We start from the raw sequence: 11,332 nt of genomic DNA on the forward strand, positions 1-11,332 counted from the left end.
GGCCGGCGGCGGCCTGCAATTGCCCGCCATGAACCCACAGAACCTGCTTGTCGAACTCTTCGTTGAAGAACTGCCGCCCAAGGCGCTGCCCGCGCTGGGCGAGTCCTTCGCCCGCACCCTGGCCGCGAGTCTGCGGTCTCAGGGACTGGCCGCTTCTGACGTCGAGCCGACGCCCTACGCCAGCCCGCGCAGACTGGCCGTGCGCATCCCCGCCGTCGCTGCCAAGGCGGCCGACAAGGCCGTAGCGCAGAAGCTCGTGCCCGTGGCCGTGGGGCTGGATGCCGACGGCAAGCCCACCCCGGCCTTGCTCAAAAAGCTCGGCGCGCTGGGCCTGGGTGCCGACGCCGCCCCCCGCTTGCGGCGCGAAGGCGAGGGCAAAGCCGAAACCCTGTTCATCGACACCGTGGCGCCCGGCGCCTCACTGGCCGAGGGCCTGCAGAAGGCGCTCGCCGAGGCCATCGCCAAACTGCCCATCCCCAAGGTGATGGCCTACCAGTTGGAAGATGGCTGGACCACGGTGAAGTTCGTGCGCCCCGCGCATGGTCTGGTCGCCCTGCATGGCGCCGATGTCGTGCCGGTGCAGGCGCTGGGGCTGACGGCTGGACGCGAAACGCACGGCCATCGGTTTGAGGCCCAGTCCGATCCCATCGTGCTGCGCGACGCCGACAGCTACGCCGACCAACTGCGCGAACAAGGCGCGGTGATCGCCAGCTTCGACGCGCGCCGTGCCGAAATCGCGGCGCAGTTGCAGGCCACCGCGCGACAGGCCGGGCCGGGTCTGCACCCCATCGACGATGCCGCGCTGCTCGACGAAGTTACCGCTCTGGTCGAGCGCCCGAATGTGCTGCTGTGCCAGTTCGATCCGGCCTTTCTCGCCGTGCCGCAGGAGTGCCTCATCCTCACGATGAAGGCCAACCAGAAATACTTTCCGCTGCTCGACGCGGCGGGCAAGCTCACCCACCGTTTTCTCGTGGTCAGCAATATCTCGCCGACCGATCCCAGCGCGGTCATCGAAGGCAACGAGCGCGTGGTGCGCCCGCGTCTGGCCGATGCGCAATTCTTCTTCGAGCAAGACCGCAAGAAGCGCCTCGAAGACCGCGTGCCCGGCCTCGACAAGGTGGTCTATCACGCCAAGCTGGGCTCGCAGGGCGAGCGCATGCGGCGGGTGCAGGCGCTCGCAGGGGGCATTGCCAGGCAGATTCCGCCGTCCTTTCCGGTCGAGCAGGCCGAGCGCGCCGCGCTGCTGGCCAAGACCGATCTGCTGACCGACATGGTCGGCGAGTTTCCCGAACTGCAGGGCGTCATGGGGCGTTACTACGCCGCGCATGATGGCGAAGACGCCAGGGTGGCCGAGGCCATCGAAGACCACTACAAGCCGCGTTTTTCTGGCGACGAACTCCCGCGCAGCGACGTGGGCTTTGCGCTGGCACTGGCCGACAAGACCGAAACCCTGGTCGGCCTGTTCGGCATCGGCGAACGCCCGACCGGCGACAAAGACCCGTTCGCGCTGCGTCGCCATGCGCTGGGCATTTTGCGCATGTTGATGGAGCGCGGCCAGGGCATCGAACTCTCGCGTTATTTGGAAAATGCGGTGCCGGTGTTCAGCGGCGTGGCCGGGTTTTCAGACCCCAGCGCCGATGTGCAGACCTTCCTCTACGACCGTCTGGCCAACCTGCTGCGCGAGCAGGGCTGGACGGCGCAGGAGGTGGACGCGGTGCTGGCCCTCAGTCCGCAAATTCTGGCCAATGTGCCGCGCCGCCTGGAAGCGGTGCGCGCCTTCGCCGCCTTGCCAGAAGCCGCCGCGCTGGCCGCGGCGAACAAACGGGTGGGGAATATTCTGCGCAAATCCGAAGGCGCGAAACACGGCAGTGGCTTCAACGCCGAGCTGCTGGTCGAGCCCGCCGAAATCGCCTTGTCGCAAGCCTTGAATGCCGTGGCGCCGCAGGTGCAGCAGCTTTACGCGGCAGGCGACTACACCGCCGCGCTCAAGATGCTTGCCGCGCTGAAAGTCCCGGTGGACACCTTCTTCGACCAGGTGATGGTCAACGCCGAAGACCCCGCGCTGCGCGCCAACCGCCTGGCCCTGTTGGCGCGGCTGCAGGAGGCAATGAACCAAGTGGCCGATTTGTCGCGTCTTGCGGCCTGAGTCCCATCCTGCACGACAATCACGGCATGAAACTGCTCATCCTCGACCGCGACGGCGTCATCAACCAAGACAGCGACGATTTCATCAAGTCGCCCGACGAGTGGGTGCCCATTCCCGGCAGCCTGGAGGCCATTGCCCGGCTGAACCACGAGGGCTGGCATGTGGCGGTGGCCACCAATCAGTCGGGCATTGGGCGGGGCCTGTTCGATATGAGCACGCTAAACGCCATCCATCGCAAGATGCACAAGGCGCTGGCGGCGGTAGGCGGGCGCATCGACGCCATTTTCTTCTGCCCGCACGCGCCGGAAGATCACTGCAGCTGCCGCAAACCCAAGCCCGGCTTGTTCCAAGACATCGCCCGCCGCTACGAGCTGGAGAATCTCCAAGGCGTGCCTTCGGTGGGCGACAGCGTGCGTGATTTGCAGGCCGGGGAGCCGCTGGGGTGCGGGCTGCATCTGGTGCGCACCGGCAAGGGCGAGCGTCTGGCCGATCTGGGCAATCTGCCCGCGGGCACCCGGGTGCACGACGATCTGGCAGCCTTCGCCGCCTGGCTGCTGGAGCAACCCAAGGCGGGGTCTGAAAAGACTTCCGACAAGACGCCAGACCCGGCGTGACCGAGCCGCCATGCGTTTTTTCCGTTCTCTGCTTTACATGGCGTGGCTGATCGTGACGGTGGTGCCTTACGCGGTCATCGTGGTGATTCTGTCCATTTTCATTCGTGGCACGCGGCTGTATCGCTTCACCCTGGGTTGGGTGCATCTGTCGGTCTGGGGTGCGCGCGTGATTTGCGGCATACGCAGCCATATCACCGGCATGGAGAACCTGCCAGACGGCCCGGTCGTGTTGCTGGCCAAGCATCAGTCGGCCTGGGAGACGCTGGCGCTGCCGCTGATCATGCCGCGTCCGCTGGCCTATGTGTTCAAGCGTGAGCTGCTCTATGTGCCGTTTTTCGGCTGGGCGCTGGGGCGGCTGGACATGGTGCACATCGACCGCAGCAAGCGCGCCGAAGCGTTCGGCCGGGTGGAAAAACAGGGCGGCCGGATTCTCAAGCAGGGCAACTGGATCATCATGTTTCCCGAAGGCACGCGCACTGCGCGCGGCGAGCAGGGCGTCTATAAAACAGGCGGCACGCGGCTGGCCATCGCCACCGGCGCCTGGGTGGTGCCCATCGCCGTGACTTCGGCGCGCTGCTGGCCGCGCCAGGCCTTCATCAAAACCCCCGGCGTGGTGGAGGTGTCCATCGGCAAACCCATTTCGCCCGAAGGCCGCAAGCCCGCCGAAATGATGGCCGAGGTCGAACGATGGATCGAGGCCGAAATGCGCCGTCTCGATCCGCAGGCCTACGCGCATGCCCCGCGCTGAGTCTTCCGGCCGCGCCGCCTTGCCCGGCTCGGCGCAACTGGGTTTGTTCGACTGGGACGAGCCGACGCCCGCTTCCGCCCCTATCGCCGCCCCGGCGCCAGGAGCCGCGGTGAGCTCATCCCCAGGTTCGCCGCCGGTCTCAATACCCCGCGCTGGCGTGCCGACGCAGCGATATGACGACGGCATCCACCGTTTTGACTGGTCGCTGCATCGCGCCGCCCGCCGCACCCTGGCGCTGCGGGTGGACGACCGCGGCGTCAGCCTGCACGCCCCGCGCCTAGCCAGCGGCGCGTCTATCGCCCAGTTTCTGCAGCAGCACGCCGCCTGGGTGCAGCGCAAGCTGCGACAGCGCGAACAGCGTCTGCAGGCGCTGCAGGCCGCGCGCATCGAGTGGGCCGATGGCGGCCGCATCCCCTATCTCGGCCAGCACCTCACTCTGCGGCTGCGCGGCGCCAGCCAGTTGCAGTGGGACGAAGCCCGCGCCGAACTTCACCTGCCCTTGCCTCCAGGCAGCAGTGCGCAGCAAGTGCGCGACAGCGTGGCCGCCTGGCTGCAGCGACAGGCGCTGGGGCTGTTCAGCGCGCGGGTGGCGCATTTCGCCTCCCAACTCGGGGTGCGCGTGACTGCGGTGAAACTCAGCGCCGCCACCACCCGCTGGGGCAGCGCCAAGAGCGACGGCAGCATCCGCCTGCATTGGCGTCTGTTGCACTTCAGCCCGCAACTGGTCGATTACGTCGTCGCCCACGAAGTGGCGCATCTGCGCGAGATGAACCACAGCCCACGCTTCTGGGCGCATGTCGGCAGCCTCTATCCCGAATACCAACAGGCCCGCACGCAACTGCGCAAAAGCGTGCTGCCGCCCTGGGGTTGAGCGGGAGTGAGCCCGGCCAGCTTCCCATGACGCCCCTGCTCTTCCTGCTGCTGCACCTCACGCTGACGTTGACCTGCGCGGTGCATGTGCTGCTGCGCGCGCATCGCCAGCCCGAGTCGCGGGTGGCCTGGTTGCTCATGCTGTTGGCCTTTCCCTACCTCGGCGTTCTGGCCTATCTGTTGTTTGGCACGACCCAGATCGGCCGCCGACGGGCCGAGCGGCTGAGCGCCGTCGCCCGCGGTCTGCCCCGCCCTGAAACCGCCCCCGGCTGGCCGACAAACGCCGCGCTGCCGCCCGACCAAGACGCGCCGCTGTTCCGCCTCGGCACGTCGATCAGCGGCTACTCGGCGGTCGGCGGCAACCGAGCCGAACTGATGGCCGACTCGAACGCCGCCATCGCCCGCATCGTGGCCGACATCGACGCGGCGCAGTACAGCGTGCACCTGCTCTTCTATATCTGGCTGGACGATGGCAACGGCCGCCGCGTGGCCGATGCCCTGCGCCGCGCCGCCGCGCGCGGCGTGAGCTGCCGCGCCCTGGTGGACGACCTCGGATCGCACGCGTTCATCCGCAGCGCGCAGTGGCCTGCGCTGGTCGCCGCTGGCGTGCAGGTGCTGCGGGCGCTGCCCGTGGGCAATCCGCTGCTGCGCGCGCTGCGGGGTCGCATCGACCTGCGCAATCACCGCAAGATCGTCGTCATCGACAACCGCCTGAGCTACAGCGGCAGCCAGAACTGCGCCGACCCCGCCTTCCTGCCCAAGGCGAAATACGGCCCCTGGGTCGATCTGTTCGTGCGCTTCGAAGGCCCGGTGGTGCGCCAGAACCAGCACCTCTTCGCCACGGACTGGATGGGCAACGACGGCGACGACCTCACCGCCCTGCTCGCCGAGCCCTTGCCGCAAATCCAAAACGGTCAAGACGGCTTCATCGCCCAGGTCATCGCCACCGGCCCCACCGACCGAAGGGCGGCCATGCCCGAACTTTTCGAGGCGCTCATCTTTGCCGCGCGGCACGATCTGGTCATCACCACGCCGTATTACGTGCCCGTGCCCGCGCTGCAGGCCGCGCTGTGCGCCGCGGCCAACCGCGGGGTGTCGGCCACGCTTATTCTCCCCGCCCGCAACGACGACTTCGCCGTGGCCGCCACTTCGCGCAGCCACTACCGCGCCCTGCTCGAAGCCGGGGTGCGCATTTACGAGTTCAGTCCCGGGTTGCTGCACACCAAGTCCATCACCGTAGACGGCCATCTCAGCCTCATCGGCTCGGCCAATATGGACCGGCGCAGCTTTGACCTGAACTACGAAAACAACATCCTGCTGCTCGACGCCGCGATCACCGCGGCATTACGCGAAAGGCAGGAGCAGTATCTCGCCAGTAGCCGCCGCATCACCCTGGACGAAGTGGCCGCCTGGAGCGCGCCCAGGCAACTGTGGCAGAACGCTCTGGCCATCGTCGGCCCCATTCTGTAGGTCGAGTCACGCTGCCGCGAGCGCGTCGCCCGACCGCGCGCTACGCTTTGGGGCCCGATCTTTTTCACAGGATTTCTCATGCGTTTTCTCCACACCATGCTGCGCGTCGGCGATCTGCAGCGCTCCATCGATTTCTACACCCAGGTCATCGGCATGAAGCTGCTGCGCACCACCGACCGCCCCGAGCAGAAATACAGCCTGGCCTTTCTCGGCTTCGAGCCCAACCCGGCGCAGGCCGAGCTGGAGCTGACCTACAACTACGGCGTCGATCACTACGACCTGGGCACCGCCTACGGCCACATCGCTCTGGGCGTGGACGACGCGGCCGCGGCCTGCGCACGCATCAAGGCAGCCGGTGGCAAGGTCACCCGCGAGGCCGGCCCGGTCGCCGGGGGCAGCACCATCATCGCCTTCGTGCAAGACCCGGACGGCTACAAGATCGAGCTGATTCAGCACGGTACGTTGTGAGCCGGGCGGGCGCCGCATCCGGCCGAAGCTGACACGTCCGGCCGCTATGCTCGTTCCATGCAATCCTGGTTATTTCTGTTCGGCGCGATAGCGGCCGAGGTGATCGGCACCACTGCGCTCAAAGCCACGCACGGCTTTACGCGTCTGGCCCCTTCGGTGGTGGTCGTGGCGGCCTACACCCTGGCGTTTTACCTGCTGTCACGCACCATGCAGACCATCCCGATGAGCATTTCCTATGCCGTCTGGTCGGGCGTGGGCATCGTGCTCATCACCCTGATCGGCTATGTGGTTTATCACCAGTCGCTCGACTTGCCCGCGCTCGTCGGGCTGGGGCTGATTCTCGCCGGGGTGCTGGTCATCCACCTGTTCTCCAAATCGGTGGCGCACTAAGCCCCGGGGCGGGCAGTCGCGGCTGAAATCTATCGATTCGATCGATGCATATGATTTCAAATAATCGTTTGTCTTTATGAATTCGGCCTCATAAGCTCTGGGTCAACGCGGGTTTTCCCGCGCATGTCACAAGGAGCTTTTGTATGTCGACTCAAAGTCCCGTTCAACCGTCGCGCCGCCTGGCGCTGCAATCCACTCTCGTCGCGGGCCTCGGCCTGACGGCGCTGGGCGCAAAAACGGCCCAGGCCGCTTCGGCGCAAGAGCGCTTCATGCCGCAAGGCGCCAGCACGCTGGCCGAGCTCGGCAAAAAACTGGCCGCCGCCCCGCGTCGCCGCGACTTCAAGACCACGCAAATGGTCCTGGAAAACCGCGACGAGTGGGATGCCGAGGCCCTTGATCTGGTGCTGGCCTACGCCGGTCAGCCCAAGCAAGTGTGGAACAACACCAATCTGGAGGGGCCGTGGCTCAATCTCATGCGCAACTCGATGAACGCGCAGATCTGGTCGTTCAAGCATCCCGATTTTCTGGCCGTCTCGGCCACGCACGGCCCGGCGCACCTCGCGTTGTTTGACGACGCGCTGTGGGCCAAATACCAGTTGGGCAGCCTGACCAAGGGCAAGGCCAAGACGAATACCTGGATCAAGACTTCTCTCGCTGCCGATGCCGACCCCAAATCGGTCGAAGACCCTAAGGGCGTGTATTCCCCGGCCGACAACAGCATCACCGTGTTGCAAGAGCGCGGCGCGGTGTTTCTGGCCTGCCACAACGCCATCTGGGAACTCACCGGGCATCTGCACGCCATCGGTCGCAACCCCGACAAGGTCTCGCACGCGCAGATGGCTGCCGAATTCACCAACCATCTGATTCCCGGCGCCGTGCTCACGCCCGGCATCGTAGGCACGCTGGTCGAGCTTGAAAACGCGGGCTATCGCTACGCCGGTTGAGCGTTCGCTGCGGACTCGGCCGCCTCAATCCATCCCTCGAAATCTATAAAAGGAGACTTTCATGCGTCGTATCCCTCTCGCCACAGGCACCCCCTTGCTGGCCGCGCTGCTGCTGGCCTTGCCGGTGCTCGCCAACGCACAACAGGTGCAACAGGCCGACACCGGCTGGCAGGGCAAAGTCCATGCCCCGCAATACAAGGAAACCATTTTCCCGCCCTGGCAGCACGGCGCCAACAACCCCGCGCTGAACAAGGGCCTGGAATTCACCGTTCCGGAGGTCAACGATCTGCCCGACTTTCACGGCGATCTCGATCATCCCAAGCTGGTGATCTTCGTGGCCGGTAACTACTACTTCGCCATGGCGCCGCTGGTGCAGGCCTTCGAGAAAGAGCATCCCGACTTCAAGGGCCGTGTGTTCTACGAAACCCTGCCCCCCGGCATTCTGCTCAAGCAGATGAAGGCTGGCGGCACGATCACCGTGGGCAATATGACCTGGACGGTCAAGCCCGATGTGTATGCCGCCGGGCTGAAAAAGATCGAGGCCGGCATTCACGACGGCGTGCTCACCGGCAAAGCCATTTCCTATGTGAGTAACGACCTCACCATCATGGTGCCCAAAGGCAATCCGGCGCACATCACCGGGCTGGCCGATCTGGGCAAGCCGGGCGTCACCCTGTCCATGCCCAATCCCGCCTGGGAAGGCGTGGCGCGGCAGATCGAGGCCTCGCTCAAGAAAGCCGGGGGCGATGCGCTGGAACAGGCAGTCTATGACACCAAGGTGAAGAATGGCGAGACCACGCTCACCCACATCCACCATCGCCAGACGCCGCTTTATCTCATGCAGGGCGTGGCGCAGGCCGGTGTGACCTGGAAGTCAGAAGCTATCTTCCAGGAACAGGCGGGTCACCCCATCAGCAACGTGCCTATTCCCGCCGATCAAAACACCACGGCGATATACGCCGCCGCAGTGGTCAAGGGCGCCGCGCACCCGAAGGCCGGTCTGATGTGGGCGGAATTCCTGCGCTCCCCCACGGCGCTGAAAATTTTTGAGCGCTACGACTTCAAGCCAGTGTCGGCCCACAAGCCCGGCTGAGCGGGCTCTCCAGAAACTCGCCGGGCCGCCCTCAGAGTTTCTTACCCCTTGAGAGCGCCCCAGACCTGCCGCGTTCGCGTCAGGCCCCCCGAGGGGGATGAGGCCCGCGGCTCCAAGCTGCCCTGCGGCAGCTTGGACGGAGCCGAATCCGAGCGGGGAGATCCGCGCGTAGCGACGGATTTCGGGGTGGGCCCCATTTCATAAATTGGCTCTTCATTCGCCCCCGCCGCAAGGCCGGGGCGATTTTTTTGTTGCCTGCAGCGCGTCCGCCTCACTGGGGCCGGCAAAGTGTGAGCCTTCAAGTGTGAACATTTGCACGTTTTGGCGACTGTCAGCAAAAACCCGGTGAAGAGATCGGGAGTGGGCTTGATTTTGGCGGGGGGCGGTAGCACACTGAATCTGACAGATCAATCACAACCGCGCCACGGACCAGCGCCGCGGCGCACAACACAGGAGGTCGAACCACCCTACACACCGTCCCGGCAAGGCGCCCAGCCCTGCTGTTTCTTTTCTTTCCGAAATCAGGAGCCTCACTATGAATCTGACCATCAGCGGCCACCATTTGGATGTCACCCCATCCCTGCGCAGTTATGTCGAAAGCAAGCTCGATCGCGTGGTGCGGCACTTCGATCAAGTGGTGAATGTGAACGTGCTACTCAGTGTGGAAAAACTCAAAGAAAAGGAAAAGCGCCAACGTGCCGAATGCAATCTGATGGTCAAGGGCAAATCGATCTTCTGTGAAAGTCAAGACGAAGACCTCTACGCGGCCATCGACACCTTGGTCGACAAGCTGGACCGGCAGGTGGTCGAGCACAAGAACCGCTTGCGCGATCACCAGGCCACTGCGGGCAAACACTTGGCGAGTTGATCGCTATTCACCGATGTTCGCCCTTGCCGCGAATCCGCAACGGAGTTTCCGGGCGGGATTCGCGGCAAGGGCGAACTGCCGCAAAACCCGTTTAAACTCGCTGTCCTCTTTGGCCCAAGCGTGATCCCATGAACCGTCTTGCCCAGATTTTGCCGCCGACCCATGTGCAACTCGACGTGGACGTCAGCAGCAAAAAACGCGCGTTTGAATACGCCGGACTGCTGTTTGAAAACAGCCTTGGACTCAACCGGGCGCTGATTACCGACAATCTGTTCGCCCGCGAGCGGCTGGGCTCCACCGGGCTCGGTCAGGGCGTGGCGATTCCGCATGGGCGCATCAAAGGGCTCAAGCAACCGAGCGCCGCTGTCATTCGTTTGCGTCAGCCCATCGCCTTCGAGGCGCCGGACAACCTGCCGGTGTCACTGTTGGTGGTGTTGCTGGTGCCCGAAAGCGCGAATGCCAAGCATCTCGAGCTGCTGTCGGCCATCGCAGAAATGCTCTCCGATACCGATCTGCGCGAACAACTCCTGAGCGAGGCCGACGCCGCCGTGCTGCACCACCGCATCAGCGCCTGGGCGCCTTTGCAAACCGCAGCATGAGTCTCAGTGGCGTCACCAGTGGCGTCATCAGGGGTGCCGCAAGGCACTGCCACCCGCGCCGCAGGCCCGACACAGTCGCCATGATCTTCCCCGCCTGATTTGAAAGCTTCCACCCTCGCCGCCGAACGCCTGTTCGAGGCCAATGCCGCGCAGCTCATGTGGCAATGGATCGCCGGGCAGAGCAACCCCGAGCGTCGCTTCGACATGGCCGCCGTCGAGGGGGCGACTTCCGGCGCAGATCTGGTGGGGTATCTGAATTACATCCACCCCTTTCGCGTACAGATCCTGGGCTGGCGCGAGGTTGATTACCTCAACAACTCCAACCAGGAAGACCGTCTGCGGCGCATACGCCGCATCATCGGCCTGGAGCCGCCGGCGCTGGTGCTGGCCGACGGCAAGGAGCCGCCGCCCTGTCTGATCGACGAATGCAACGCGGCGCAGGTGCCGCTGTTTCGCACCGCGGAGACGGCCGCCTTCACCATCGACGTGCTGCGCGCCTATCTGTCCAAGCACTTCGCCAACCGCGTCACCCAGCACGGCGTGTTCATGGACATTCTCGGTCTGGGCGTGCTCATCACTGGCGAGTCCGGCCTGGGCAAGAGCGAGCTGGGGCTGGATCTCATCACGCGGGGTCACGGCCTGGTGGCCGATGATTGCGTGGACTTGCTGCGTGTGGCGCAGAACACCATCGAGGGCCGCTGTCCGCCGCTGTTGCAGAACCTGCTGGAAGTGCGCGGCATCGGTCTGCTCGATATCAAGACCATTTTTGGTGAGACCGCGGTGCGCCGCAAAATGCGGCTCAAGCTCATCTGCCACCTGATTCGCCGCGATGTGCTCGACCGCAACTTCGACCGTCTGCCCGCAGGCAATCTGGAAGAAGATGTGCTGGGTGTGCCGATTCGAAAGGTGATGATCCCGGTGGAAGCCGGGCGCAACCTCGGCGTGCTGGTCGAGTCAGCCGTGCGCAACACCATTCTGCAACTTCGGGGTATCGACACCCTGAGCGAATTTCAGGAACGCCAGCGCCAAGCCATGCGCGATGGGGACGACTGAAGGATGACTGAAGGGCAACAGAGCGGGGCGACGGAGCGAACTTAAAAGCTACTCGCCGTGCTCTGGCGG

The 11,332-nt window shown here is 64.8% G+C and carries 12 protein-coding genes; all 12 read left to right on the plus strand.

Annotated elements, in window-relative coordinates; translation table 11 throughout:
• Positions 1-28 precede the first annotated feature (28 nt).
• The 12 genes from glyS to hprK all read left to right on the plus strand — a co-directional run bounded on the left by glyS (position 29) and on the right by hprK (position 11,263).
• Positions 29-2,146: a glycine--tRNA ligase subunit beta gene (gene glyS / locus ABT24_RS11365; protein WP_276732172.1), complete on the plus strand. Its 2,118-nt coding sequence runs from the start codon at positions 29-31 to the stop codon at positions 2,144-2,146.
• A 26-nt stretch (positions 2,147-2,172) separates the two neighbouring features.
• Entirely contained in the window at positions 2,173-2,760 is a 588-nt protein-coding gene (gmhB, locus tag ABT24_RS11370; protein WP_276732170.1) for a D-glycero-beta-D-manno-heptose 1,7-bisphosphate 7-phosphatase, read from the plus strand.
• Positions 2,761-2,770: 10 nt separating this feature from the next.
• The gene (locus ABT24_RS11375; protein WP_276732168.1) at positions 2,771-3,508 is read left to right on the plus strand and encodes a lysophospholipid acyltransferase family protein; all 738 of its coding nucleotides are present in this window, start codon (positions 2,771-2,773) and stop codon (positions 3,506-3,508) included.
• Entirely contained in the window at positions 3,495-4,379 is an 885-nt protein-coding gene (locus tag ABT24_RS11380; RefSeq protein ID WP_276732166.1) for a M48 family metallopeptidase, read from the plus strand. Before ABT24_RS11375 ends, ABT24_RS11380 begins: the two co-directional genes overlap by 14 nt.
• Positions 4,380-4,405: 26 nt before the next feature.
• Complete coding sequence (gene cls / locus ABT24_RS11385) at positions 4,406-5,848, plus strand: cardiolipin synthase (protein WP_276732165.1); 1,443 nt, start codon at positions 4,406-4,408, stop codon at positions 5,846-5,848.
• 78 nt (positions 5,849-5,926) lie between these two features.
• Positions 5,927-6,316, plus strand: a complete 390-nt coding sequence (gene gloA / locus ABT24_RS11390; RefSeq protein ID WP_013104183.1) for a lactoylglutathione lyase — start codon at positions 5,927-5,929, stop codon at positions 6,314-6,316.
• A 57-nt stretch (positions 6,317-6,373) separates the two neighbouring features.
• Entirely contained in the window at positions 6,374-6,706 is a 333-nt protein-coding gene (locus ABT24_RS11395; protein WP_276732164.1) for a DMT family transporter, read from the plus strand.
• 143 nt (positions 6,707-6,849) lie between these two features.
• On the plus strand, positions 6,850-7,650 hold the full coding sequence (gene tetH, locus ABT24_RS11400) for a thiosulfate dehydrogenase (RefSeq protein WP_276732162.1): 801 nt from the start codon (positions 6,850-6,852) through the stop codon (positions 7,648-7,650).
• Positions 7,651-7,711: 61 nt separating this feature from the next.
• Entirely contained in the window at positions 7,712-8,743 is a 1,032-nt protein-coding gene (locus ABT24_RS11405; protein WP_013104186.1) for a substrate-binding domain-containing protein, read from the plus strand.
• Between the two features lie 535 nt (positions 8,744-9,278).
• The gene (gene hpf, locus ABT24_RS11410; RefSeq protein ID WP_013104188.1) at positions 9,279-9,611 is read left to right on the plus strand and encodes a ribosome hibernation-promoting factor, HPF/YfiA family; all 333 of its coding nucleotides are present in this window, start codon (positions 9,279-9,281) and stop codon (positions 9,609-9,611) included.
• A gap of 128 nt (positions 9,612-9,739) precedes the next feature.
• Positions 9,740-10,210, plus strand: coding sequence for a PTS sugar transporter subunit IIA (locus ABT24_RS11415; RefSeq protein ID WP_276729417.1), 471 nt, complete (start codon positions 9,740-9,742; stop codon positions 10,208-10,210).
• A gap of 99 nt (positions 10,211-10,309) precedes the next feature.
• Positions 10,310-11,263 (plus strand): HPr(Ser) kinase/phosphatase, encoded by a 954-nt coding sequence (gene hprK / locus ABT24_RS11420; protein WP_013121858.1) that lies wholly within the window; start codon positions 10,310-10,312, stop codon positions 11,261-11,263.
• Positions 11,264-11,332 lie beyond the last annotated feature (69 nt).

It is taken from the genome of Thiomonas sp. SCN 64-16 (assembly GCF_001725585.1).
Lineage (GTDB): Bacteria > Pseudomonadota > Gammaproteobacteria > Burkholderiales > Burkholderiaceae_C > Thiomonas > Thiomonas arsenitoxydans.

Bases quoted from the DNA above. Each gene is read 5' to 3' on its own strand.
- glyS (WP_276732172.1), top strand. From the start codon at position 29: ATGAACCCACAGAACCTGCTTGTCGAACTCTTCGTTGAAGAACTGCCG.
- gmhB (WP_276732170.1), top strand. From the start codon at position 2,173: ATGAAACTGCTCATCCTCGACCGCGACGGCGTCATCAACCAAGACAGC.
- ABT24_RS11375 (WP_276732168.1), top strand. From the start codon at position 2,771: ATGCGTTTTTTCCGTTCTCTGCTTTACATGGCGTGGCTGATCGTGACG.
- ABT24_RS11380 (WP_276732166.1), top strand. From the start codon at position 3,495: ATGCCCCGCGCTGAGTCTTCCGGCCGCGCCGCCTTGCCCGGCTCGGCG.
- cls (WP_276732165.1), top strand. From the start codon at position 4,406: ATGACGCCCCTGCTCTTCCTGCTGCTGCACCTCACGCTGACGTTGACC.
- gloA (WP_013104183.1), top strand. From the start codon at position 5,927: ATGCGTTTTCTCCACACCATGCTGCGCGTCGGCGATCTGCAGCGCTCC.
- ABT24_RS11395 (WP_276732164.1), top strand. From the start codon at position 6,374: ATGCAATCCTGGTTATTTCTGTTCGGCGCGATAGCGGCCGAGGTGATC.
- tetH (WP_276732162.1), top strand. From the start codon at position 6,850: ATGTCGACTCAAAGTCCCGTTCAACCGTCGCGCCGCCTGGCGCTGCAA.
- ABT24_RS11405 (WP_013104186.1), top strand. From the start codon at position 7,712: ATGCGTCGTATCCCTCTCGCCACAGGCACCCCCTTGCTGGCCGCGCTG.
- hpf (WP_013104188.1), top strand. From the start codon at position 9,279: ATGAATCTGACCATCAGCGGCCACCATTTGGATGTCACCCCATCCCTG.
- ABT24_RS11415 (WP_276729417.1), top strand. From the start codon at position 9,740: ATGAACCGTCTTGCCCAGATTTTGCCGCCGACCCATGTGCAACTCGAC.